Raw genomic sequence first — 24,133 nt, forward strand, 5'->3', positions numbered from 1 at the left:
CAAGTAAGGCCAGTCAACCCTAGCCGATGGCATCGGGGAGGCCCAACAGGGGCATTCGTGTTCACGGCGCAAGGCATTGCGCGCCATGTGTGACACCCGGGCCCGACGGGTGCTCAAGTGTGTCGGGCCCGGATGACGTGGGAGCTTGCTTCAGCGCTTGGTGGGCGCGGGCGGCGGGGAGAAGCGCTTGTCTGAAATCTTCATCTCCGTGACGGGGCCGTACTTGCGAGCCATCTCCCGGATGGCGGAGGCCTTGCCGATGAGGACGAAGGTGAGGTTCTCCGGGGCGGGCAGCGCGCGCTGGATGACGGTGCCCACGCCCTCGCGGGTGGTGGCGGCCACGGCGGTGGCGAAGCCATCCACGTCGCTGGCATCCAGGCCGTAGAAGGCCAGCTCCGAAAGCTTGTCGGCCACCTGGCCGCCCGTCTCGAGCCGGGGCGGGAACTGGCCCAGCACGTAGGACTTGGCGGACGCCAGCATGGCGTCATCCATGCCAGACTTGCGGTAGCGGGTGAAGACATCCAGGGCCATGTCGATGGCCTTGTCTGTCTTGTCCGTCTGGGTGAAGGAGCTGATGACGAACGGGCCGGGGTGGGCGCTCGGGGAGAAGCCGGCGCGGGCGCCATAGGTCAGGCCGGACTTCACGCGCAGCTCGGTGTTGAGCAGCGAGGTGAAGCGTCCGCCGAGCACCGTGCCCGCCAGGTTCGCGGTGACGCGGTCCGGGTCGTTCCGGGCGATGCCGGTGTTGCCGATGGAGAAGTACGTCTGGGTGGCGTCGGGCTTGTCCACCAGCAGGACGCGGCGGCCCTTGGAGACGGTGGTGGTGGCGACCTCCGGGGCGGGGCTGGCGGCGCGGGCCCAGCCGCCGAGCGCGGCCTCCAGCTTCGCGGCGAGCGCCTTGCTGTCGAAGTCACCGACGACGGAGAGGATGAGCCTGTCGCCGCCGAGCTGGCTCTTGGCGTAGGCGAGCACATCGTCGCGGGAGAGGCCCGGCAGGGACGCCTCGGTGCCGTCCACGGGGGTGCCGTAGGGGTGACCGGTGAACTGGAAGGCCTCGAAGTAGGTGTTGATGAGGCCGCGCGGGTCACCATCCTTGGCGGCGGTGATTTCGGAGGCCATGCGCGCGCGCGTCTTCTCCAGTTCGTCCTGGGCGAAGCGCGGGCGGGTGAGCAGGTCCGCGAGCAGCTCCACCATCAGCGCGCTGTCGCGGGACATGAACTGGCCGCTGACGACCAGGTTCTCCAGCTCCGCGCGCGTCTCCAGCACACCGCCGACGCCGTCCACGGCCTCGGCGAACTGGCGGGCGTCACGGGTGCCCGCGCCCTTCTGGAGCAGCTCCGCGGTGAGGGCGGACAGGCCCTCCTTGCCAGCGGGGTCCGCGAGCGCGCCGCCGCGCAGCCACGCGCTGAAGGCGACGAGCGGCAGGTCCTTGCGCTCCACCAGCAGCACGCGCGCGCCGTTCTTCAGCGTGACGGTGGTGGGCTTCGGGAGGGTGACGCCCTGAGGGACCGCGGTGGTCGCGGCGGCGGGCTTCGGAGGAGTGGCGCCCTGGGCGGCGGCCGGGCCCGAGGAGAGCAGGACGGCGGCGAGGACGGTCTTCCAGGAGAGGGGGGCAATCATCGCGCGGCCTCCTTGCGGGTGGCGGGGGTGGCGGAGTCGGCGGCGTCGGTGGGGACGAGCCAGCCGACGGTGCGACGCTGGGGGACGAAGACGCGAGCGGCGACCTTGCGGATGTCGTCGCGGGAGACGCGCTCGTAGCGGGCGGGGGCGTCGAAGACCTTGCGGAAGTCGCCGCGGAAGACCTCGGAGGAGCCGAGCGCGTACGCGCGCCCGTTGATGGTCTCCAGCGAGCGCCAGAAGTTGGCGAGGGTGATGTTGCGAGCCTTGCGCAGCTCGGCGTCGGTGACGCCGTCCTTCACGACGCGGGCGAGCTCCTCGGTGATGAGGGCTTCGACGCGCGCCAGGTCGCCGCCCGTGGGCAGGTCGGCGGTGAACCAGACGAGGCCCGGGTCGAAGCCGGGGGTGTACATGGTGTTGGTGCGGATGGCGACGCGCTCTTCCTCGACGAGGCGGCGGTGGAGGCGGGAGGAGTCGCCGTCGCCGAGGATGTTGAGCAGGAGGGTGAGGGCCTCCACGTCGGCGTCCTTGCCGGACATGCCGTGGTAGGCAAGCTGGAGCAGCGGGGACTGGGAGATCTTCTTCACGACGACGCGGCGCTCTCCCTGCTGCTCGGGCTCCTGGGTGCGGACGGGCTCGGGCGCGGGCTGGGCGGGGATGGGCTCGAGGTACTTCTCCACGAGCGCGAAGATTTCAGCGGGCGTGACAGCGCCGGTGAAGATGAGCGTGCCGTTGTTGGGGGCGTAGTAGGTCTTGAAGTAGCGCTGGAGGTCTTCGATTCGCCACGACTCGATGTCGGAGGGCCAGCCGATGACGGGGAACTGGTAGGGGTGGGCGACGAAGGCGGTGGCCTGGACCTGCTCGGCGAGGGCGCCCTCGTTGTTGTTGTCCACGCCGGAGCGGCGCTCCGAGTAGACGACGCCGCGCTCGGACTCGATGACCTTGGGGTCGAAGGCGAGGTGCTGGAGGCGGTCGGCTTCGAGCTGGAAGATGATGTCGAGCGCGGTGCGAGGGAACCAGTCCTGGTAGACGGTGACGTCCTCGGATGTGAAGGCGTTGTTGGAGCCGCCGTTGGCCTCCATGACGCGGTCGAACTCACCGGGGCCGAACTTCTTGGCGCCGTTGAACATCATGTGTTCGAAGAAGTGGGACAGGCCGGTGATGCCTGGGTATTCGTTGCGGCTGCCAACGCGGAACCAGTTGTAGAGGGCGACGTTGGGGATGTCGTGGTCGGGCCAGACGATGACCTTGAGGCCGTTCTTGAAGGTGCGGGTCTCGACGCTGGCGCCGAGCTTCTGGAAGGACGAGGCGGCGGGCTTGGAGGCCGCCTTGCCTTGCGCCTGGGCGCCGGCGGCGGGAGCCACCAGCAGCGCCAGGCACGACGTCCAGAGGAGGGACTGACGGAACATCCGTGCTCCTGTCAAAGAGGAAGACGCCCGGGAACGGGCGGCGGCGCACGATATTCCAGTTTCAGCCCCCCGTACCTACGCGGCGGGACGGGTGAAGCTCAGGCCCCGAGCACGCCGCGCAGCACGTCCTGGAAGTAGTTGATGCTTCCGACGTGCGTCTGGTGGTGTTTGGCGGACTGGTGGAGGCGCAGGACGACGGCCTCGAACTCGGCCTGGCTGACGTCGCGCAGGGACATGTAGAGCCGGGCTGCGCCCTGGAGGTACGAGAACAGGGGGTTGCGGTCGGTGCCGTCGGGCCGGCGCGCCAGGTGGCGGTAGAGCCGCTCGAACTCCTGGTCGGTCTCCGTGTTGCGCACGGCGCGGCAATAGCCAGCGGCGGTCGCCTCGATGAGGATGAAGAAGGGGTGGTACTCGGGAGGCGGGGTCTTGGCGAAGCTGGGGGGCTTCTTGTCACCGGTCCACAGCTTGGAGATGGGCTGGAGGGTGACGTGCGTGAGCACCTCGCCGGCCCGCACCTGGGCGCGAGCGCCGACGGGAACCACGTGCTTCTGGTCTTCCCACTCCACTGCGACAAACAGCCGGTCCGGAGCGTCCACCCTCACGCCCGCCTTCTCCAGCTCCGCCACTGCGTTCGCGTCCATCTCTTTTCACGCCTCCGAGCCCCCTCTCTACCCCGCCCCGGGCCTCCAGTGCACCCGGCTTCGCACGCTGACGTCCGCTCGCCTCCCCTGCGGAGGCAGCCACCGTCACCCCCAGGACCCCTGCTTCAAATCCAGACATCACCTGGGGCCCCCAGGGCCCTGGGGATGCGCTCGGCGCCCAAACAGGCAATAAATGCCGGACCAGGATACCCAGGAGGCGTCATGAGGGAGTGCAGGTCGGCCGTGCTCGTGCTGCTCATCGCCCTCGCGCTCGTACCGGCGATGGCCACCGCGGGGCAGAGCGCCTCCATTCGCTGGGCGGCGAGCCGGGGCGATTTCGTCACCTGGCAACTCAGCGGCGTGAGCAGGGCGGCGGATGGCGCCCTTCAGCTCTTTCCAGGTCAGGCCTGGGCCGGCACGGACCCGTACGGACCCGGGGGCTACCATGGCGGCACGTATTACAACGGCGGCTCGTTCGTTCAAGGCGAGGCCACCAGCCCCATCATCACCAGTGCGTTCGGCTTCCGCGAGGCCATCGCCTCCTGGGAGGCCACCACGCCCACGGGGACCTGGGTGGAAACCTTCGTCCGCGTGCAGGTGGCGGGTGCCTGGACGAAGTGGTTCAGCCTGGGCGTGTGGGCCTCGGAGGGCGCCACGGTGCGGCGCCACTCGGTGGACTCGCAGGCGGACACCGTGGCGAGGGTCTCCATCGACACGTTGCTCGTCACCGCCAAGAAGTCGGCCGCGAGCGCGTGGCAGGTGAAGACCCGGCTGTTCAGCGCGGACGGCGTGGCCACGCCCACGCTGCATGCCAGCGCCCTCACCTTCTCCACCTCGCCGGAGGCCAGGCCCACCGTCCCGGCTGGCAACCCCGCTCGCTGGAACCAGGTGCTCGACGTGCCCCGGTGCTCGCAGATGGTCTACCCGGATGGTGGCGAGGTCTGGTGCAGCCCCACGTCCACGGCCATGGTGCTGAAGTACTGGTTGCAGGACACCGGTGGCTGCGAGTCGAGTGTGCGGGCGGCGGTCAGCGGCACCCACGACTGGTACTACGGCGGTCACGGCAACTGGCCGTTCAACACGGCATATGCGGCCCGCCAGGGCTTCCAGGCCCACGTGGCGCGCTTCACGAGCTTCGCCCAGTTGGAGCCGTGGCTCTCCGCCGGTGTGCCGGCCATCCTCAGCGTCGCGTGGGGCAAGGGCGAGCTGACCGGCGCTCCCATTCCCTCCACCGCGGGCCACCTCCTGGTGCTCGCGGGCTTCGACGCGACCGGCAACCCCGTGGTGAACGACCCGGCCGGCGCCAGCGACACCGTCGTGCGTCGTACCTACTTCCGCTCGGAGCTGGAGCCGCTGTGGCTGTCACGCTCGGGAGGCACCGCCTATCTCATCTACCCGCGGGGCTGGCCGGTGCCCGCGTTGTAGTGGCGCCGCATCGAGGGCTTGGCGCCTCGACCCCAGCCGGCGTGGAGCGGGCCCCCGTCGAAGAAACCCCGTCCCCGTTCGCCGCGCCACGGAGGGTCGAGCTAGAAGGAGTGCTCGGGAGACACCACCATGCAGGCTCCGTCGTCGGTCGTCACGAGCGGTTTCGTGGTGCTGGTCCTGACCGTCGCGGGCCTCCTGGTGGTGGCGACCTGGCACGCGGGGCGGCGACTCGGGGAGACCCCACGTGGGACGCTGCGCTGGACGGCGTTGTCCGTGGGTGTCGTCGCCTTCGTGCTGGGCTCGAGTGGCGTGCTCGCGGCGCGCGGCGCGCTCGCCGATGCCGCCCGCAGTGTTCGGCGTCATCCTGCCCGCGACGGTGCTGACGCTCGTGCTCGCGGGCTCCAGGTTTGGCGAGCGACTGGTGCTCGGGCTGTCGCTGGAGGCCCTCGTGGGGTTTCAGGTCTTCCGCGTCGCGGTGGAGGTGGCGCTCTGGGCGCTGCACCGCGAGGGCATCGCGCCGGTCGAGATGACGTTCGAGGGCCTCAACTTCGACATCCTCACGGGACTGACGGCGCCGGTGATGGCCTGGCTCATCCACCGGGGGCGAGCGCCCCGCGCGCTCGTGGGAGCCTGGAACACGGCGGGTCTGGTGCTCCTGCTCACCATCGTCGCCATCGCGGTGCTCGCATCGCCACCGTTCGCCCGGGTGTTCGAGGCCACGCCGCGCAACACCGTCATCACCACCGCGCCCTTCATCTGGCTGCCGGTGGTCCTGGTCCAGGCGGCGCTGTTCGGGCACCTGCTTGTCTTTCGCTGGCTGTGGCGACACCGAGCGTCGGCCCCTCCCTCGCTCGCCCCGCCGGCCGGGTGAGCACCGGGCGAGGAAGCACCGGAAGCACAGGCCCCGCCCCTGCCCCGAGGACTCCAGGCCCACGAAAACCAAAGGGCCCAACCTTGCCTTCACGCCAGGGGCCCGGTATCTGGCCTTGCGTTGCGTGCCCGAAGGTCAAGGCCACGTCGTCGGGGAGTCGATGATCCGCTGCATGCTGTTCGACATGGATGGGACGCTCCTCTTCACGGAGGAGGCCAACTTCGTCGCGTACCGGCGAGCCTTCGCGGAGGAGGGCTTCAATCTGGAGCGAGCGGCCTACCAGCGCGCCTTCGGCCTGCGCTTCGACGCCATGGTGCGCGAGGTGGGCGCGAAGCTGGACACACAAGCCGCCGTGCGGGTCCGCGACGCCAAGGCCCGCTTCTATCCGGAGTCCTTCGACCAGGTGCGCCCCAACCTGCCGCTCATCGGCTTGCTGCGCTCGGTGCGCGCCCACCATGTCACCGGGCTGGTGACGACGGCGGCGACCACCAACGCGCGCGCGCTGATGGCGCATTTCGACCTGGCCCACCTCTTCGACGTCACCGTCTTCGGCGAGGACGTGGAGCACCCCAAGCCCCATCCGGAGGGCTACCTCCGCGCGGCGCGACTGGCTGACGTGCCCACCGCGCAGTGCCTCGCCTTCGAGGACAGCGCCAGTGGCGTGGCGGCGGCCGAGGCCGCGGGCATCACCGTGGTCCGCGTCCAGGAGGCCCCTTGAAGCATGCTCGCGGTTGGGGCCTGGCCCTGGTGGCGGTGGGGCTGCTCGTCAGCGCCGCCTTCCTCTCCCGCTTCGTCGACGGGTCCCACCAGTCCGGTCAGTGGGTGCCCGACAGCACCCTGGCGGTGTGGGTCATCCCCCTCGCCGTGCTCTGCCAGGGGCTGGCCCACGTCCTGCGCGCGAAGAACGCCCAGCGGCTCTTGCGGGTGGTGCGGCCCACCACATGGCGCATCCTCTTCTCCGGCCTCTCCGTCGGCTTCCTCTTCAACGCCCTGCTCCCCTTCCGGCTCGGTGAGCTGGTGCGTGCGCACCTCATCGGCCGGCAGATGCGCATCAGCCGCGCGGTGGTGCTCTTCACCATCCTCTTCGAGCGCGCGGTGGATGGACTCGTGCTGGCGCTGTGCGCGGTGGGAGTCGGACTCGCGACACGCGCGCAGGCCCCTGAAGCGGCGGCGCTGATGCTGCGCCTGGCAATGGGCGTGGGCGCGGCGAGCGTCGCCGTCGCCGTCCTCGCCTGGCTGCTCTTCACGCAGAACCGCCGCATGTTGCGCGCGGTCGGCGCCTTCACCGCGCTGCTCAATGACAGACTGAAGGACCGGACGCGCTTCGTGCTCTGGTCCATCATCTACGGCACCCACGTCATCTTCCGCTCCGCGCGCCTGGGCCGCTTCGTCGTCACCTCCATGGGCATGTGGGTGCTCTACCTGGGCTCCATGGCCGCGCTGGCCCACGGCTTCGCGCCGGGCCACGGGGCCCTCGCCATCCTGGGCACCGCCGTCTCCGCCTACCTCGCGGTGGGCGTGCCGTCGGGGCCGGGCTTCCTGGGGACCTTCCACTACTACTTCTCCGAGCTGGCGCGCGGGATGTTGGGCATCGACGGCGTCCCGCTGGGCCTGTCGCTGGTGTCCTGGGCGGTGCTCATCGGCCCCTTCTCCGCGGTGGGGCTCTACTTCCTGCTGCAGCGCGGCCGCGAGCAGGCCGCCGATGCCCCCGTCGCCCTGGAGCCCTTGAAGAACAAGCTGCACCGCGACTCGGACATCAGTCGTGAGTTCAGCCACTTCCTGGACGAGTACTTCTCCGGACAGGCGCTCAGCCACGTGTTGTCCACCGGCGAGCTGCGCGGCGACTTCCGCATGGTGCACACCTTCAAGGGCGGCTCCAACGCGAGCACCCTGCTGGTCTGGGACGGTGAAGGCCTGCGCGTGCGCAAGGTGACGCTGCCCCAGCACCTGGAGAAGCTGAAGGCGCAGCACGACTGGCTGGAGTCCCGCCGCCATCTGCCCCACCTGCCACGGCCCCTGCGGGAGCTGCGCACGGAGGACTACTACGCGTTCGACCTGGAGTACCGGAAGGAGTACGTCCCCTTCTTCCAGTTCATCCACTCCGAGGATGTGGAGCGCGGCAAGCAGGTGCTGGACCGGGTCCTCGACTTCGTGGACCAGCACCTCTACGAGCACGCCGAGCGCCGCGACGAGCCGGACATGCTGGAGCGCTACCTCCGCGAGAAGGTCGTGGCCAAGGTGAACGACGCCGCGGCCCTGAGCCCGACGCTGGCCGCGCTGCTCGCGCACGACACGCTCTGCATCAACGGTCAGCACTACGAGAACATGGGCCCGGCCCTCGCGCGGCTGAGAGCCAACCCGCGCGCCCTGGCGGAGCTGGCCAGCATGCGGCAGACCCCCATCCACGGTGACCTGACGGTGGACAACCTCATCGTCCGCAAGGAGGACGGCGACTTCCTGGTGTTGGACCCCAACAACGAGAACGCCATCAGCGACCCGGTGGTGGACCTGGGCAAGCTGTGCCAGTCGCTGCACTCCGGCTACGAGTTCCTCTGCCAGGTCTCCCGCGCGAAGGTGGAGGGCGCGGTGGTGGAGTATGAGGAGTCCATGTCCTCGCGCTACGCGGAGCTGTACCTCCACCTCCAGCGGCGCTTCGAAACCACGCTGCCGCCCGAGGTGCGCCGCACGGTGCTCTTCCACGAGGCCGTGCACTACTGCCGCATGCTCACCTACCGGGCCCGCATCAACCCGAGCAGCCTGCCCGCCTTCTTCGCCACCGCCGTGCGTCTCTTCAACCAGTTCAATGACCAGTACGCGTCGGAGACGTCCGCCAGTCCGCTCCAGGGCGAGGACCCCTCGCGCAAGCGTCTGGCCTGAGCGTCTTTCCGGAAAGGTCCCCGCCCTCATGCGTCCGCTCCACGTCCTGCTGCCCATGGCGGGCCTCGGCTCGCGCTTCGCCGATGCGGGCTTCACCACGCCCAAGCCCCTCATCCCCGTGGATGGCATCCCCATGGTGCTCAAGGCCCTCTCCAGCCTGTCGGACTGGGGGCTGGACGTGGTGCACACCGCCGTGGTGCGAAGACCCCACGAGGAGCAGTTCCAACTGGCCACGCTGCTGCGCGAGGCCATCCCTGGGCTGGACGTGGTGATTCTGGAGGAGATGACCCGAGGCGCGGTGGAGACGGCCCTGGCGGCCTCCGGGCGAATGACGGGCGAGCGCGGCCTCTTGGTGATGGACTGTGATTTGTGGTTCGACAGCCCCGCCTACCGCGAGCTGGTGCGCGGCGCGCTCTCCGGGGAGGACCCGACGTTGACGGGCGGCCTGCTCACCTTTCCCTCCCAGCTTCCCCGCTACAGCTACGCGAAGAGCGAGGCGGGCCAGGTGGTGCGCACGGCGGAGAAGGTGGTCATCTCCGATGCGGCCATCATGGGCGCGTACTTCTTCGCCACCGAGCGCCACTTCCTCACCGCGGGCCAGCACCTCATGGAGCGGCCCATCACGGAGGGGATGCGGGAGTACTACCTGTCACTGCTCTACAACCTGCTCCTGGAGGCCGGAGGCACGGTGCGCTCCGCGCGCGTCTCCCGTTATGCCTCCTTTGGCACCCCGGAGGAGCTGCGCCAGTACGAGGCCCAGGGCCCCACCGTGCCTTGAATGGCGCGAAGGGGCCCGCCAGGCAGCTCCCGCGTCGCAGCACCTCATCCCTCGAAGGAGATTCTCGTGGCCGCCGAACGCATGCTCGTCTTCATCCCCATGTACAACTGCGAGCGGCAGATTCCCCGGGTGCTCGCCCGCTTCGGCGAAGCCCTCCAGCGTCGCTTCGCCGAAATCATCGTGGTGGACAACGGCAGTCGCGACAACGGCGTGGAGGCCGCCGTGACGGGCCTGTCCAAGCTGGTCCATCTGCCGGGCAAGGTGCTCGTCAACGACGACAACTACAACCTGGGCGGCTCCCACAAGGTGGCCTTCGAGTACGCGCTCGCGCACGGCTTCGACCAGGTGGTCGTCCTCCACGGCGACGACCAGGCGGACATCAACGACCTGGTGCCCCACCTGGACGAAGGGACGTACCGGGCGCAGGACTCGCTGCTGGGCAGCCGCTTCATGCGCGGCTCGCGGCTCCAGGGCTACTCGCACGTGCGCACCCTGGGCAACCACGTCTTCAACCTGCTGTTCTCCGCGGCGGCGCGCCACCGCGTCCATGACCTGGGCTCGGGTCTCAACCTGTACTCGGCCCGCTATCTGGAGCCCCGCTTCTACCTGGGCTTTCCGGACAGCCTCACCTTCAACATCCACATGCTGCTGGCGGGCATCCACCGGCGCTCGCGCTTCGGCTTCTTCCCGCTCAGCTGGCGCGAGGAGGACCAGGTGAGCAACGTGCGGATGGTGCGCCAGTCGCTCCAGACGGGCCGCATCGCGCTGGAGTTCGCGAGGCGCCCGGAGGCCTTCCTCGCGAAGGACTGGAGCAGCCGTCCCGGACGGCCATACACCTCAACGGTGGTGGCTCAGGTGAGCGGGGGCCACGTCGACCGCACCCGCGCTCCCGCCTTCCCCAGCCGCTGAGGCCCGGGAAGCGGCCTTCGCGCGCAGGACGCGGGCCTCGAACCAGGCCAGCGGCACGGCGAGGTAGCCAAACACCCAGAGGTCCGTGACGTAGGAGGGGTGACTGGCGGGCGCGGCGATGAAGACGAGACCCGCGGGTGCCAGGATGGCGCCCGCCACCATCGCCGACACGGGCAGGGTGCGCCACCGCGACACCAGCCACAACGTGAGCAGGAGCGCTGGCAGGCCATTCCAGGGGAAGTAGAGCCAGCGTCCATGCTCGTAGGGGAGGCTCGCATCGCGCAGCCAGTGGGTGACACGCGCCAGGGCCTGGGGCGCCTTGGAGTGCTCCAACCCGTATCGCCGGAGCAACTCCGCGCCGTTGGGGGAGTAGAGGTCCTCGGGACGAACCGTCTCCCGGAAGTCCATGACGGGGAAGGAGGCGCGTGGGCTGAGGCCCAGTGTGCCCGCGAAGGTGATGAGCCGGTTGGAGAGCATCAGCGCCGGGTTGTCTCGCGCCATGCGAAGGACGAGGGCGCGCAGCCTGACAATCTTCTCGGGCGTGATGGGAGCGCGCAGGTCGCTCCAGTAGCAGGGGGACTCCTCGAGGATGTAGCGGTCCCGCAGGCAGGAGTAGGTCACCACGGCTTCGATGGTGGCCTGGTCCTCCTCTGGGGTGGCGGTGACGTATTTGTTGACCACCATGAACCCGAGCGGGTTGAGCAGCAGCGACACCGCATACCGCTCCGCCAGCTCGGGCCCGTTCAGTATCAATCGCGGCTCGATGACGCGACGGAACACCTGGTTGATGGCCACCGGGACCAGCAACAACACCACGGCGGCGCCGATGCGCACCTGCCGCGACAGGAGCAGCACGGCGGGGACATAGAGGAACAGCACCAAGCTGTCGCCCCGCAGCAACGTGGCCACCCCGGTGAGGAGCGCCAGTGAGGGCAACGTCACGGGCGTGACGCCGGACTGTCCGGAGAGCACCTTCCGCGACAGGACCCGCAGCAGGATGAGCGCGATTCCCAGCCGCAGCAGCGCATTGAGGGCGTCATGGGAGAGGTTGGTGACGAGCACGGCGACGGGGATGGACGTCGCCACGAGCGCGATGAAGACGCCGCCCAGGCGTCGCGACAACCCCAGGTGCAGCAGCAGGGAGAAGAAGTCCGCCAGCAGCGCGGCGAGGCCCACGACGCAGAAGAGGGAGAGGAAGGGGAATTGACCGGTGGACCGGTGAATCCCTTGCACCCAGATGCTCCAGAGCGTGCTCAGCCAGGGCTCCACGCGGAGCAGCGACGAGATGAGCAGCGATTGGCGTGCATCGCTGTGCAGATGGCCGGGCCACTCGCCCACCCACCACAGCAGCAGGGGAAGGGCGAACAGCGCCCACAGCCCCAGGAAGAGGCGCCACCGATGGCGGACCGAGACCGGGTCTTCCCGCCGGGCGCCCTGGCTGAAGGACCAGGCGACCATGAAGGTGCCCACCGCCACCACGAGCGCGAGAAACATGTCGCTCGTCTGGAGCACGTGTCGCTCGAACCGGGGGAAGGGACCTGACGGCCAGGTCAGCCGCATGCCCCCGAACACGATGCCGCCCGCGAGCAGGGCCAGCAGGACCTGGCCCATCCCTGGCGGCAACCGGCGCCCCTGTCGGGTCGAGTCTGTCGGTCCCGCCTCGCTTCTCACCACCATCGCGCTCTACCCTCCGGGCCGCTGTCGACGGCCACGCCATTGCTGAAACGGGCCGACCGTACCTGAATCCCGAAACGAGTGCCGAGGCGACTCGCGGGACTTCCCGGGAGGCACGGCACCTCGGCAGGAGGGGCTTCCTCGCCTGCCTGTCCGCCGGCGAATCACGGCGCCTGACATGGCCATGTTCCTGACGGGGGCGGAGGCGCTCGCTGGGATGGGCGCGGCAAGCGGGCGGCCTCACGCGCGGGCATCCCACGTTGGCGGCCATGCCCCGCGAATCGCCGCCGCATCCATGGAGGGTCTGTGATTGGGGTGAAGCCTCCGGCGCGGTGAGCACCTCCTGGTCCGGAGGTCAAACAATCCTTGTCCAGTGAATGCCATCCCGCCGGGCTAAGGGCATTGCCATACAGACCCGAAGGGCAATCCTGCGCTAATCGCTCCCTTCGCGTGCGGCGTCCGTTCCGGACCTCGCCTCCCGATAGGAGCCTCGCATGGCCCTCGGTTCACTGTCCCCCCGTGCGGTTGTCATTGGCTGCGCCTTGCTGTGCTTCGCCTGCTCCGACAAGCCGGGGCCGGCGGAGCCACCGCCTCCTCCCGTGGAACCCTGGGACGGGACGTACACGCCGCTCGTGGAGACGACGGACTGGGTCGACCGGGGCCCCTACGCACCGTGCACCTTCACCGGGGTGCAGGGCTCCATCGTCGACTGCGACTCGCCATCGCTCTTCGACCTGTCGAAGTGTGACACCGCCTCGCTCTCCACCCTCGATGCGCACGGCATCTATGGGGTGGACGTGCGCAACGTCGCGGGCTATCCGGACTTCGTTGGCGTCCGGATTCCGCCGGACGGCAGCACGGGAACGATGGAGGGCCGCCCCCTCACACGTCAGCAGGTGACTGGAAGCTTCCAGTTCTCGTCACGCTACACCCTGCGGAACCTGGTCCGGCAGACCGTCATCGTCGGGTGTGGCGTTCAGCCATCTGGGATGGTGACGGGCTGTTTCGCCCGCTGCGCCAATGGAAAAGCCTCCTGGGGCACCTTCGAGGCCGCGCGGATGACGTGGGGACGAGGGGAGAGCGAGTCATCGGGCGGCCTGCGCCTCATCTCCGAATCGGATGTCCCCCAGAACGGGCTCCATGTGGACGTCTACGTCGCCCACAAGCACGCCTACGTCGTGTCCACCAGCCTCGAAGCGGGGACAGAGGGTGGGCTCGCGGTGTTCGACGTCAGCGACCCGAGCCACCCCGTCCTCAAGAAGAGCATCACCTTGCCAGGGGACTCGTTCTGGAACGCCGCGTGGACGAAGGACGACACGCTCTACGTGGCCAGCAGGAACTCAGGGGTCATCGTCTTCGACATCTCCAACCCCGCGGACCCCCTCTTCGTGCGCAATGTGCCGGGGGGTGAGCCCATCAACGTCCACACCCTCTTCGTGGATGGCAACAGGCTGTATGCCGTGTCGCCCGGGCCCGCGCCCACCGGGGAGACGCTCGTGTTCGACATCTCGACGCCGCGCGACCCGACGTTGCTCAACCGCATCGTCGTCTCGGACACCACGTCCTATATCCCCTCGGCGCACGACGCCTTCGCCTACCAGGACCGGCTCTACATCAACCACTTCAGCTCGGGCTATGTGGTCTTCGACGTGAAGGACCCGATGAGTCCGCGCGAGCTGGGCACATACACCTTCCAGACCGAGAACAGCTCGTCCATGAGCCATGCGGGCGCGGTGGGCACCTTCGCGGGGAGGACCATCGCCTTCGAGGGTGGAGAAGGACAGGGAACCCATCTGCGCGTGCTGGACGTCACGGACCCCACGAACATCCCGCTCATCGGCACGTACAAGCTCCGCTTCCACGCCTCCATCCACAACATGATCCTCAAGGACAAGCGGCTCTACATCGCCTACTACCAGGAGGGGCTGCGGGTATTGGACGTCTCCATTCCGACCAACCCGCGCGAAATCGCCTACTTCAACACCTTCCGCGAGTCCGACCCCGACCGAGGTGACTGGAATGTCGAAGGCGCCATGGGCATCCGCGTCCCAGGAGACGGCTACGTGTACGTCGTGGACTCGACCCGCGGCCTGCTCATCTTCAACGAGCTCTGAGTCCTTCCGCGAGGCGATGTCACTCCACACGCCAGGTCCGTCCTGAAGAACCAAGTGGCTGGGATAGGGTGGCGAGGTGTCCTCCCCTTTCCTGCTGATTCCCGAAGCCGAGTGGGTCGCCTCGAACACGCTCGCCTTCGCCATCCGGGATGGCTCTCCCGTCAGTCCCGGGCACACGCTGGTGATTCCCCGCCGCTCCGTGGCCACCTGGTTCGACGCCACGGCCGAGGAGCAGCGGGCCCTCTTCGAGCTGGTGGACGAGGTGAAGCGGGGGCTGGACACGCAGCTGCGACCGGACGGCTACAACCTGGGCATCAACGTGGGCGTGGCGGCCGGGCAGACGGTGTTCCATCTGCATGTACACGTCATCCCGAGGTTCCAGGATGACGTCGCGGACGCGCGCGGGGGCATCCGTCACGTCATCCCGGGCAAGGGCAACTATCTGGCGGCTCAGACAAAGCCACTCGCCACGGGTGGACTGGAGGACCCGTTCCTTACTCACCTGGAGCCGTTGTTCTCTCGCGCGCTGGACATCGCGGTGCTCGCGGCCTTCGTTCAGGACAGCGGGCTGGAGGTGCTGCGGCAATCCGTGGATGCGGCCCTGGCGCGAGGAGCGCGGGTGCGAATCCTCACGGGCGACTATCTGACCATCACCCAGGCGGAGGCCCTGCGTCGCCTGCTGGACTGGATGGATGAAGACACGGTCCTGAAAGGCGGTGCCCGGGGACACTTCGAGGCGCGCGTGGTGGAAGTGGAGAAGGCGCGTGTGTCGTCCTTCCATCCGAAGTCCTGGCGCTTCAAGGGCCCGGGGCTCGCGGTGGCATACGTGGGCTCGAGCAACATCTCCCGGTCCGCGCTGAAGACAGGCATCGAGTGGAACCTGCGCGTCGAGCAGGACCGGGACCCCAAGGCCTGGAGCGAAGTGGTCGACGCCTTCGAGCTGTGGTGGGAAAGGGCCTCGCCCCTGGAAGCGGATTGGGTCGAGCAGTACGCCCGCCGTGCACGAATCATGGAACGCGTCGTCGCCCCCGTGGAGCAGGAACCCGCGCTCCCGCCACGCCAGCCGCACATCCTCCAACAGGAAGCCCTGCTCGCGTTGAGGACGAGTCGCGGAGAAGGTCGCCGCCGAGCACTCGTGGTGCTCGCGACGGGACTCGGCAAGACGTGGCTCGCCGCGCTGGACGTCGCGGCCTTCGGTGACGAGCGAGCCGAGAAGCCGCGCGTCTTGTTCCTGGCCCATCGTGAGGAGCTGCTCGTCCAGGCCGCGGAGACCTTCCGCCGCCAGTTCCCGTCGCTGCGCTTCGGTTGGTTTGTCGGAGCGAAGTCGTCGCTCGCGGGCGACCTGGTGTTCGCCTCGGTCCAGAAGCTCTCGAATCCCGAAGGACTCCAGGCGCTGCGAGAAGCGGCGGCCTTCGACTACGTCATCGTGGACGAGGTGCACCATGCCGCCGCCGCGAGCTACCGGGCCATCCTCTCGCGTCTCGAACCGGCGTTCCTGCTCGGCCTGACGGCGACGCCCGAGCGAGCGGACGACGGGGATATCCTGGGGCTGTTCGATGACCACCTGGCCTACCGCGCGGACCTTGGCGAAGGCATTCAGCAAGGGTTGCTCGCGCCCTTCGCCTACTTCGGGCTGAAGGACGACGTTCCGTACGAGAACATTCCGTGGCGCAGCCGGAGCTTCGACCCGGAGGCGTTGAGCGAGGCGGTTCAGACGGAAGCGCGCATGAAGACGCTGTGGCGCGCCTGGGAGGAGCACGCGGCGAGCAGGACCCTGGTGTTCTGCGTCTCCGTCTCCCACGCGAACTGCGTCCAGCAGTGGCTGAGCAGGCAGGGCGTGCGGGTGGCGGCGGTGTACTCGGGGCCCGACTCCGCGGACCGGGCGCAGGCCTTGCGAGAACTGGGGAACGGCACGCTGGACGCGGTGTGCTCGGTGGACCTCTTCAATGAAGGGGTGGATGTGCCGAGCATCGACCGCGTGGTCCTGCTCAGACCGACCGAGTCACCCGTGGTCTTCCTTCAGCAACTGGGCCGTGGCTTGCGCAAGCACGACGGCAAGGAGCGCGTCACCGTCATCGACTTCGTGGGCAACCATCGGATGTTCCTCGACCGGGTGCGCACGCTGCTGGCACTGGGCCGGAGTTCCGTCTCGCTGAGGGACTTCCTGGTCCAAGGCAAGCAACCCGAGCTCCCTCCGGGCTGCTCCGTGCAGGTCGCGCTGGAAGCCAAGCAGTTGCTTCAACACTTCCTGGCCCCTGGCGAAACCGATGTCGCGCGCATGTATCGCGAGCTGAGGACCGTGCGCGGCCAGCGTCCGACCATCGGAGAACTCTACCGCTCGGGCTACTCCCCCGCCTCCTTGCTCAAGCGGGATGAGTACGCGGGTTGGTTCCACTTCGTGGAAGCGGAGCGCGACCTGACCGAAGCACAGGCACGCACCCTGAAGCAGGACCCGGGTTGGTTCCGGAACCTCGAGCTCACGCCCATGAGCAAGTGCTTCAAGCTGGTGTTGCTGGAGGCCTTGCTCGAAGCGGAGGCACTGTGGGGAGGACTGTCATTGTCCGAGCTGGCCCACCGGAGTCTGTCCATTCTCCAGCGTTCGCCCGAGCTGCTCCAGGACCTCGATGGCGTCACGACGCTGGATGACCCACGGGAGCCGAGCGCATCGAAGTTCCTCGCGTTCTGGACGGCGAACCCGGTCACCGAGTGGACACAGGACGGCAGGTGGTTCCGCATCGAGGGAGACAGGCTCGTGCCCCGGTTCACGGTGTCCGAGGACACACGAGCAGCCTTCGAGGAGATGACGCGAGAGCTGGTCGAGTACCGACTGGCGCAATACCGTCGTCGCCGGCTCGTCCAGAGTCAGGCTCCAGGGACAGCCTTCGAGGCACAGGTCATCACCAACGGGCGCCACCCGATTCTCAAGCTGCCCGAGCGACAGCAGCGTCCGGACCTTCCCAGTGGCCTCACCGACGTCAGGGTTCCGGATGGAGCCGTCTGGCGATTCAACTTCGTGAAGATCGCCGTCAACGTCGCGAGGCCATCTGGGACGGAGGAGAACCAGCTCCCGAAGCTCCTGACGCAATGGTTCGGCGACGCCGCTGGCAAGCGGGGCACGGCATTTCGAGTGCGCTTCACGCCACGAACAGAGGGTTGGTCGGTCGAGCCCATACAGGCCGAGGTGATTCCCTTCAAGCGAGCGGTGCGCTGTGTCGCGTTCCCCACCCTGCGCGCCGCGGCGGGGGCCGCGAGCCATGTACTGGCGCTGGAGCAGGCACCCGAGGCGGAACATGTCCGGCTTCCCATCCAGGCACAGGGTGACGGGCTGTTCGCGGTGAGGGCCACTGGCGACTCCATGAACGGAGGAGAGCGGCCCATCCGGAACGGCGACTGGCTGGTGATGCGCTACGCGCGCGACCTCTCACTCCAGGCGATGGAAGGCAGGGTGGCGCTCATCCAGGTCCCCGACGCCGCAGGGTATGCCTATCAAGTGAAGAGGCTCGCGAAGGACGAAGGCCGTTGGGTCCTGAGGTCCGACAATCCAAGCTACGCCACGTCACAGGCAGCCGAGGGCCTGATGCCCATCGCCCTGCTGGTGGAGGTCGTGACACCCGAAAGCGTGGGCCCTACGCCAGGAGCACAACTCACGGACGAGCAGCTCATGGGCCGATTTGGATTGAGCGCCGTCCCAAAGACAGGACGACACGAAGGCCACCTGCTCCTCATCGCCACGGGAGAAGACGAATTCGAGGCGCTCGGCGTCATGGCGTCGCGAATCGCGGACCGTAGACCTGGAGAGACCGCATTCGTCTTCAGCCGAGAGGCACCTCTGGCCCCCTGGCTGTACCGGGGAAGCGCGCAGTGGGATGAACAGACAAACCGATGGACGCTCAACATATGAACGGCTCCATCGACAGAGGGCGTCTTGGATTGAAGCCCCATTGAGAGCACCCTTCCAGATGCCTCTCAACCCAAGGAGCCCCAGATGATGCTGAAGCTCGTTTCGGGAGTCGTCCTGAGTTTCGCCCTCGCGGTGGGATTGTTCGTCCCCTCGGCTCCACCCGCGAATCCACCGGTCGAGTCCGAGGCGTTGATCGGCTGCTGCACGGGCGATGGCTTGCCCTGCCTCAACACGCCCCAATGTGTGGCCCGTGAGGCTGGCGTCTGCGGCGCGCCCTGTAACTAGGACGTCGGCACGCACACCCTGGGGGGCCCTGTCAGCGTGGGCCCTCCAGGCCAAAAAGAAAGGGCCCTGAACCGAAGTCCAGGGCCCCAAACTTTTCAACTCTGTGTGCCCAGGGGCGGAATCGAACCACCGACACGGGGATTTTCAGTCCCCTGCTCTACCGACTGAGCTACCTGGGCGTACGGGTCACCGCGAGAGGCCGCGCTCTCATATCGAGCCCTTCCCAGGGCCGTCAAGCACCCTTTTCCCGGCGCCCCTTCCCTTCGTCATGCGGCACGAGGCATCGCCTCCGCGTCCCAGGTCGTCAGACTCGCGGTGAGCCTCTTCTTCAGCTTCGCCCTCAGCCCCTGCTCGATCTGCCGGATGCGCACCGCCGTCACCCCGAAGCGCCGGGCCAGCAACTCCGCGCTCGCCGCCTCCTCCGCCAACATCCGCTCCTCCACCAGCGCCCGCTCCCTCGCGTCCAGCTCCGGCCAGGCCTCCTCCACGCTCGCCCGCAGCCTCGCCGCCCACTGCGCCCGGTCCACCACCTCCTCCTGCGACTCACCCTCCCCCTCCAACACCTCCAGCCGCGTCACCTCCCCGTCCGGCGTCACCGGCGCGTCCAGCGACACGTCCCTGGCCAACGACTCAGTGGCTCGGGCCACGTCCTCCTCCTTCTTCCCCAGCGCGTCCGCCAGCCGGCGCATCACCTCCGGGTGCCCCTCCCCCCACCGGGCCTCCAGCCGCGCCCGCTCCCGCCGAAGCTGGAACACCACCCACGGCGCCCGCCCGCCCGCCATGCTCCAGTTGCGGCCCACGTACGCCCGGATGCGCGCCCGAATCCACTGGCTCGCGTACGCCCCGAACGGAATCCCCCGCTCCTCGAACCGACCCGCCGCCTCCATCAACCCCACGTTGCCCTCCGCCACCAGCTCGTCCAGCGGCAACCCCGTCCAGCGGTACTTCCACGCCAGCCGCTCCACCAGCACCAGGTGCTCTCGCACCCGCGCCTCCACCGCCTCGTCGACCACGACAAGCTCAGGCGACTCACAGGACACGCTCACGTTGATGGCTTCCATGGACCTCCTCCGGTCTCTTCGGGGCGATGAACTCGCCCCCGAATGCACGTAGAGATAAGCCAGGACCTTTCTTAAGAAAATTAGGTAGTTTGAACGCAACCCATAGGTTATCTCTATGGGTATGAGTTGGCTCAACTACCACCATCTCCTGTATTTCTGGACGGTCGCGCGGGCGGGCAGCATCGCCAAGGCGGGCGAAGAACTGCACCTCGCTCAACCCACCATCAGCAGCCAGCTCAAGCTGCTGGAGGAGTCGCTGGGCCACAAGCTCTTCGAGCGACAGGGCCGAAAGCTGGTCCTCACGGACGTGGGGCGCACCGTCATGCGCTACGCCGATGAAATCTTCCGCCTGGGCAACGAGCTGAAGAACGTGGTCGCTGGCCTGCCCCCCGGCCAACAACTCCGCCTCAACGTGGGCATCCTCGACGTCATTCCCAAGCTCGTGGCCGAGCAGCTCCTCAAGCCCGCGCTCGAAGCAGGCCCGTCGCTGCGCATCATCTGCCGCGAAGGCCCCCTGCCTCAGCTGCTCGCCTCGCTCGCCCTGCACGAGCTGGACGTGGTGCTCGCCGACGCTCCCAGCTCCGAGCCCGTCAGCGTCCGCTCCTTCAACCACCTGCTCGGAAAGTGTGGCGTGTCCTTCTTCGCCGCCGACAGTCTGCGGCATCTCAAGAAGGACTTCCCCCGCTCCCTCGACGGCGCGCCCATGCTGCTGCCCTCGGACGAGTCCTCCGTGCGCCGCTCGCTGGACCTCTGGTTCGAGCGACAGGGCCTGCGCCCCCTCATCGCCGGTGACTTCGACGACAGCGCGCTGCTCCAGGCCTTTGGACAGAGCGGCCACGGCGTCTTCGCCATGCCCTCCGTCATCGAGGCGCAGATGGAGCGTGAGTACAACTGCTCCGTCATCGGCCGCACCGACGAAATCGAGACCTGCTTCTACGCCATCACCGTCGAGCGCCGCCTGCGCCACCCCGCCGTCGTCGCCATCGCCGAGGCGGCGCGCTCTCAAATCTTCAGCGTGTGAGCCCTCCGGCGCTCAAGGCTAGGCGCGGTACACCTCCACGCCCGCCACCACCGTCGCCAGCACCTGTGCATCCACCAGCGCCTTCGCGGGTCCCTCCACCGGGTCCACCGACAGCGCCACGAAGTCCGCGTCCTGTCCTGGCGCCAGCCCGCCGCGCCTGGCCTCCTCGAAGGAGGCCCACGCCGGCCCCCGCGTGAAGCCCTCCAGGGCCTCGTACCCCGACAGCGCCTCCTCCGGCAGCCAGCCGCCCTCCGGTCTTCCCGTGGCGTCCTGTCGCGTGCGCGCCGCGTACAGCCCCGCCAGGACGTCCGGGTTCTCGATGGGAAAGTCGCTGCCCAGCGCGAGGTTCGCCCCCGCTTCCTTCAGGCTGCGCCACGCATAGGAACCCCGGAGCCGCTCGCGGCCCAGCCTCGCTTCCGCCCACGGCATGTCGCTGGTGGCATGGGTGGGCTGCACGCTCGCCACCAGCCCCGCCGCCCCCAGGCGGGTGATGTCCTCGCGCCGCAGAATCTGCGCGTGCTCCACGCGGTGCCTCAACGCCTTCGTGCCTGTCTCCTCCGACACGCGCGTCAGCACATCCACCACCAAGGTATTGGCACGGTCTCCAATGGCGTGGATGCAGACCTGGAAGCCCTTCGACATGAAGGCACGCGCCCGCGACTCGAGTTCCTCGGGCGACATCAACAACAGGCCGCGCTGCCCGGGCTCGTCACAGTAGTCCTCATGAAGCGCCGCGCCCCGGCTGCCCAGCGCACCATCCGCCAGGAACTTCACCGCCCGCATCTTCAACATCCGTCCCTGCCAGGGGCCCTGCTCCAGATAGGCGTGCCGCTCGTCCCCCTGGCCCGCGGCCATGGCGTAGATGCGCAGCGGGAGCGTGCCCTCCGCGTCCCACTGTTGAAGCAGGCGGAAGGCATCCAGGTCCATGCCGGCGTCGTGGACTCCCGTCAGTCCTACTTGTGCACAGCGCTCCAGCGCCGCCCGGAGCCGCGTCTCGAGCTGCGCCTTCGTGGGCGGCGGCATCGCCGCGGCCACCACGTCCATGGCGTTGTCCACCAGCACGCCCGTGGGCTCTCCCTTCGCATCCCTCAAGATGCGGCCACCCTCGGGGTCCTGCGTGTCGCGGGAGATGCCTGCCCTGCGCAGCGCCTCGCCGTTCACCCAGGCCGCGTGGTGGTCCACTCGCGTGAGGAACACGGGCGTCGTGGGGAAATGGGCATCCAGCTCGGCCCTCCCCGGAAAGGCACCACCGGGCCACTCGTTCTGGTCCCAGCCTCTTCCCAGAAGCCAGTCGCCCTGGAAGCTGGACTCGGGCGCTTGTGACAACCGACGCACCGCCTCCTCCACGGACGGCGACTTCTCCAGTCGCACCGTCGTCAGACTGCGACCCAGGCCGTGCAGATGCGCGTGAGCATCCACCAGTCCTGGCACCACCGTGGCGGCTCCCAGGTCCACCTCTCGCGCACCGGGAGCCGTCGCTCTCACTTCGTCGCGAGTGCCCACCGCCACCACGCGCCCGTCACGCACCGCCAGGGCTCGCGCCAGCGGACGCTCCGTGTCCAGCGTCCAGATTCGCTCTGCCAGATAGACCGTGGTCTGCACCGTGCGCCTCCGCCTGTCCCGGCGGATTCAGCCTCCACGCGGGTCCGCGCGAACTGTGCGCGAGCCGAGCGGCGGTGTCACGAGGACCGTCGGGTGGTGTGTCACGACCTCGCGGACCAGGAGAGGAGCACCCTCCTGGCTCGCGACTCGCCGCGGCGGACCTCCGTCGCGTGACGCCGCGCTACTCCGGCTGCGGCTGCGTCTCCGTCGTGCCCGCGTCGGGCTGGGCGGGCATGGGCGTGGCGGGCCCGGGCGGTTCGTCCGGTACGGTTTGCACGGGCTCCCTCACCTGGTCAGGGCCCTGAAGCGGCTCCTGCTCTTCCGCCCCAGGGGGCTGGGTGGTCTTGCAAGCCAGCGGTACGGCGGCCAGGCACAGGGCGGCGATGAGGACGACACGGCGCATGACTCCTCCCCTTCGAGTCTTGGCACGACTTGGGCGGCCCACGCCGCACGAGGAAAGGTGCTGCCTGTGGCGCGCGCTCACCACCCGGTGAGCAGCCCGACAGGCTGGCGCCCACTTCTGATGCCGGCTACCGGACATGCACGCGGCACCTCGGGAAGACCCCGTCGGGCATGAGCACCGTTGGCTCGGGAGTGGCCTCACACCCCGGGAGCCTCAAGCCATGTTGGATGTCGTGGATGTCGGCAAGCGCTCACTCGCCACCTATCGCGGTGTCGCTCCCGACGCGCAGCTCGACGCCCTCTCCCACTGCGCTGAACGACTGCGCGGCGCTCGCTGTCTGCACCTCAGCGCCACGCCCTATGGGGGAGGCGTCTCCGAAATCCTCCGCTCGCTGGTCCCCCTCTACAACGACCTGGGCATCGTGACCGACTGGAAGCTCATCCACGGCGACGAGGCCTTCTTCCAGGTCACCAAACGCATCCACAACGGGCTCCAGGGCGCTCCGGGCGAGCTCACCGAGTCCGAGAAGGCCATCTATCTGGCCAACTCCCAGCTCAACGCCCGCCGACTCATCTCCGACTCCGAGGACTACGACTTCATCTTCGTCCACGACCCGCAGCCCGCGGCGCTCGCGGCCCTCAGCGGCAATCGCGACGCGCGTTGGATATGGCGCTGCCATATCGACACGTCTCGACCCAACCCCAGCTTCTGGGAACTGCTGTCGCCCTACCTGCTCGACTACGACGCCGCCATCTTCACCCTGCCGGAGTTCATTCCTCCCGCGCTCCCCATCCGGAACGTGCGCGTCCACGCGCCGGCCATCGACCCGCTCAGTCCCAAGAACCATCCCCTTCCCGAGCCCCTCGCGCGCGACGTGCTCGAGTGGATTGGCATCCGCACCCACCGGCCCCTCGTCACGCAGGTCAGTCGCTTCGACCGCTGGAAGGACCCGCTGGGCGTCGTCCGCGCCTACCAGCGCGTGCGTCCACATGTCCCCGACCTGCAGCTCGCGCTGGTCGGCTCGCTCGCCCTGGATGACCCCGAAGGCTGGGAGGTCTACGAGGAGCTCCGCGCGGCTACCCGGCACGATGGACTCATCCACGTCCTCACCAACCTGGTCGGTGTGGGCAACATCGAGGTCAACGCGCTCCAGGCGCGCTCGGAGGTCGTCGTCCAGAAGTCCCTGCGCGAAGGCTTCGGGCTCGTCGTCTCCGAAGCGCTCTGGAAGGGCACTCCCGTCGTCGGCGGTCGCACGGGCGGCATTCCGCTGCAGCTTCCCGAGGGCACGGGCGGAGTCCTCGTGGACACAGAAGAGGAGTGCGCCGAGGCCCTGCTCCACCTGCTGCGCCAGCCGGAAGAGGCCCACCTCCTGGGTGAACGCGGCCGAGAGCATGTGCGCCAGCACTTCCTCATGCCACGGCTGCTGCTGGACCACCTGAGGCTGCTCGACGCCATGTCCTCCGCACGGCCCCTCCCCGCGCGAGACATCGTCCCATCGCATCCTTCCCCCCTCTCTCTTCAGGGGGTGTGACTTGCGCTCACGCC

17 protein-coding genes and 1 tRNA gene are annotated in these 24,133 nt (G+C 68.5%); 10 read left to right on the forward strand and 8 right to left on the reverse strand.

Features of this window, described 5'->3' with window-relative positions:
* Positions 1–150: 150 nt before the first annotated feature.
* The 3 genes from HUA76_RS02655 to HUA76_RS02665 all read right to left on the reverse strand — a co-directional run bounded on the left by HUA76_RS02655 (position 151) and on the right by HUA76_RS02665 (position 3,667).
* A complete protein-coding gene (locus HUA76_RS02655; RefSeq protein ID WP_174459908.1) occupies positions 151–1,620 on the reverse strand; it encodes a pitrilysin family protein in 1,470 nt (489 codons plus the stop codon).
* The gene (locus HUA76_RS02660; protein ID WP_174459909.1) at positions 1,617–3,026 is read right to left on the reverse strand and encodes a pitrilysin family protein; all 1,410 of its coding nucleotides are present in this window, start codon (positions 3,024–3,026) and stop codon (positions 1,617–1,619) included. The genes HUA76_RS02655 and HUA76_RS02660 overlap by 4 nt, the downstream gene beginning before the upstream one ends.
* 98 nt (positions 3,027–3,124) lie before the next feature.
* The gene (locus HUA76_RS02665) at positions 3,125–3,667 is read right to left on the reverse strand and encodes a hypothetical protein (protein ID WP_141645510.1); all 543 of its coding nucleotides are present in this window, start codon (positions 3,665–3,667) and stop codon (positions 3,125–3,127) included.
* A gap of 222 nt (positions 3,668–3,889) precedes the next feature.
* Between HUA76_RS02665 and HUA76_RS02670 the strand changes: the two genes are divergently transcribed.
* The 6 genes from HUA76_RS02670 (at position 3,890) to HUA76_RS02695 (ending at position 10,527) form a co-directional block, all read left to right on the forward strand.
* Positions 3,890–5,092: a C39 family peptidase gene (locus HUA76_RS02670; protein WP_174459910.1), complete on the forward strand. Its 1,203-nt coding sequence runs from the start codon at positions 3,890–3,892 to the stop codon at positions 5,090–5,092.
* 337 nt (positions 5,093–5,429) lie between these two features.
* The gene (locus tag HUA76_RS02675) at positions 5,430–5,963 is read left to right on the forward strand and encodes a hypothetical protein (RefSeq protein ID WP_174459911.1); all 534 of its coding nucleotides are present in this window, start codon (positions 5,430–5,432) and stop codon (positions 5,961–5,963) included.
* 172 nt (positions 5,964–6,135) lie between these two features.
* Entirely contained in the window at positions 6,136–6,681 is a 546-nt protein-coding gene (locus tag HUA76_RS02680) for an HAD family phosphatase (protein ID WP_217439204.1), read from the forward strand.
* On the forward strand, positions 6,678–8,840 hold the full coding sequence (locus tag HUA76_RS02685) for a lysylphosphatidylglycerol synthase domain-containing protein (RefSeq protein WP_174459913.1): 2,163 nt from the start codon (positions 6,678–6,680) through the stop codon (positions 8,838–8,840). The genes HUA76_RS02680 and HUA76_RS02685 overlap by 4 nt, the downstream gene beginning before the upstream one ends.
* 28 nt (positions 8,841–8,868) lie before the next feature.
* Positions 8,869–9,618 carry an NTP transferase domain-containing protein gene (locus tag HUA76_RS02690; RefSeq protein WP_174459914.1) on the forward strand — a complete coding sequence of 250 codons (750 nt, stop codon included), beginning with the start codon at positions 8,869–8,871 and terminating at the stop codon, positions 9,616–9,618.
* A gap of 66 nt (positions 9,619–9,684) precedes the next feature.
* Entirely contained in the window at positions 9,685–10,527 is an 843-nt protein-coding gene (locus tag HUA76_RS02695) for a glycosyltransferase family 2 protein (RefSeq protein ID WP_217439205.1), read from the forward strand.
* On the opposite strand, the gene HUA76_RS02700 is transcribed toward HUA76_RS02695, so the two are convergent.
* On the reverse strand, positions 10,456–12,204 hold the full coding sequence (locus HUA76_RS02700) for a hypothetical protein (protein ID WP_174459916.1): 1,749 nt from the start codon (positions 12,202–12,204) through the stop codon (positions 10,456–10,458). The two genes, HUA76_RS02695 and HUA76_RS02700, sit on opposite strands and share 72 nt — an antisense overlap.
* A 491-nt stretch (positions 12,205–12,695) precedes the next feature.
* Here HUA76_RS02700 and HUA76_RS02705 point away from each other — a divergent pair, with 491 nt between their 5' ends.
* The gene (locus HUA76_RS02705; RefSeq protein WP_174459917.1) at positions 12,696–14,315 is read left to right on the forward strand and encodes an LVIVD repeat-containing protein; all 1,620 of its coding nucleotides are present in this window, start codon (positions 12,696–12,698) and stop codon (positions 14,313–14,315) included.
* Positions 14,316–14,391: 76 nt separating this feature from the next.
* Positions 14,392–18,216, forward strand: coding sequence for a DEAD/DEAH box helicase family protein (locus HUA76_RS02710; protein ID WP_174459918.1), 3,825 nt, complete (start codon positions 14,392–14,394; stop codon positions 18,214–18,216).
* 391 nt (positions 18,217–18,607) lie between these two features.
* Here the strand turns inward: HUA76_RS02710 and HUA76_RS02715 are convergent.
* Both HUA76_RS02715 and HUA76_RS02720 read right to left on the reverse strand, forming a co-directional pair.
* A tRNA-Phe gene (locus tag HUA76_RS02715) sits at positions 18,608–18,680 on the reverse strand.
* An 87-nt stretch (positions 18,681–18,767) separates the two neighbouring features.
* Entirely contained in the window at positions 18,768–19,562 is a 795-nt protein-coding gene (locus HUA76_RS02720) for a sigma-70 family RNA polymerase sigma factor (RefSeq protein WP_174459919.1), read from the reverse strand.
* 121 nt (positions 19,563–19,683) lie between these two features.
* Between HUA76_RS02720 and nhaR the strand changes: the two genes are divergently transcribed.
* Entirely contained in the window at positions 19,684–20,583 is a 900-nt protein-coding gene (nhaR, locus tag HUA76_RS02725; protein WP_141645528.1) for a transcriptional activator NhaR, read from the forward strand.
* An 18-nt stretch (positions 20,584–20,601) separates the two neighbouring features.
* Here nhaR and HUA76_RS02730 read toward each other — a convergent pair whose 3' ends face one another.
* Both HUA76_RS02730 and HUA76_RS02735 read right to left on the reverse strand, forming a co-directional pair.
* Positions 20,602–22,185, reverse strand: a complete 1,584-nt coding sequence (locus HUA76_RS02730) for an amidohydrolase (protein ID WP_174459920.1) — start codon at positions 22,183–22,185, stop codon at positions 20,602–20,604.
* A 181-nt stretch (positions 22,186–22,366) separates the two neighbouring features.
* The gene (locus tag HUA76_RS02735) at positions 22,367–22,588 is read right to left on the reverse strand and encodes a hypothetical protein (RefSeq protein ID WP_174457384.1); all 222 of its coding nucleotides are present in this window, start codon (positions 22,586–22,588) and stop codon (positions 22,367–22,369) included.
* 220 nt (positions 22,589–22,808) lie between these two features.
* Between HUA76_RS02735 and HUA76_RS02740 the strand changes: the two genes are divergently transcribed.
* Complete coding sequence (locus tag HUA76_RS02740) at positions 22,809–24,119, forward strand: glycosyltransferase (RefSeq protein WP_174459921.1); 1,311 nt, start codon at positions 22,809–22,811, stop codon at positions 24,117–24,119.
* The last annotated feature ends 14 nt before the right edge of the window (positions 24,120–24,133 follow it).

Source organism: Myxococcus sp. CA056 (genome assembly GCF_013336715.1).
GTDB classification, from domain to species: Bacteria; Myxococcota; Myxococcia; order Myxococcales; family Myxococcaceae; genus Myxococcus; species Myxococcus llanfairpwllgwyngyllgogerychwyrndrobwllllantysiliogogogochensis.

Bases quoted from the DNA above. Each gene is read 5' to 3' on its own strand.
- HUA76_RS02705 (WP_174459917.1), top strand. From the start codon at position 12,696: ATGGCCCTCGGTTCACTGTCCCCCCGTGCGGTTGTCATTGGCTGCGCC.
- HUA76_RS02670 (WP_174459910.1), top strand. From the start codon at position 3,890: ATGAGGGAGTGCAGGTCGGCCGTGCTCGTGCTGCTCATCGCCCTCGCG.
- HUA76_RS02655 (WP_174459908.1), bottom strand. From the start codon at position 1,620: ATGATTGCCCCCCTCTCCTGGAAGACCGTCCTCGCCGCCGTCCTGCTC.
- HUA76_RS02665 (WP_141645510.1), bottom strand. From the start codon at position 3,667: ATGGACGCGAACGCAGTGGCGGAGCTGGAGAAGGCGGGCGTGAGGGTG.
- HUA76_RS02660 (WP_174459909.1), bottom strand. From the start codon at position 3,026: ATGTTCCGTCAGTCCCTCCTCTGGACGTCGTGCCTGGCGCTGCTGGTG.
- nhaR (WP_141645528.1), top strand. From the start codon at position 19,684: ATGAGTTGGCTCAACTACCACCATCTCCTGTATTTCTGGACGGTCGCG.
- HUA76_RS02675 (WP_174459911.1), top strand. From the start codon at position 5,430: ATGCCGCCCGCAGTGTTCGGCGTCATCCTGCCCGCGACGGTGCTGACG.
- HUA76_RS02735 (WP_174457384.1), bottom strand. From the start codon at position 22,588: ATGCGCCGTGTCGTCCTCATCGCCGCCCTGTGCCTGGCCGCCGTACCG.
- HUA76_RS02690 (WP_174459914.1), top strand. From the start codon at position 8,869: ATGCGTCCGCTCCACGTCCTGCTGCCCATGGCGGGCCTCGGCTCGCGC.
- HUA76_RS02740 (WP_174459921.1), top strand. From the start codon at position 22,809: ATGTTGGATGTCGTGGATGTCGGCAAGCGCTCACTCGCCACCTATCGC.
- HUA76_RS02720 (WP_174459919.1), bottom strand. From the start codon at position 19,562: ATGGAAGCCATCAACGTGAGCGTGTCCTGTGAGTCGCCTGAGCTTGTC.
- HUA76_RS02700 (WP_174459916.1), bottom strand. From the start codon at position 12,204: ATGGTGGTGAGAAGCGAGGCGGGACCGACAGACTCGACCCGACAGGGG.
- HUA76_RS02680 (WP_217439204.1), top strand. From the start codon at position 6,136: ATGCTGTTCGACATGGATGGGACGCTCCTCTTCACGGAGGAGGCCAAC.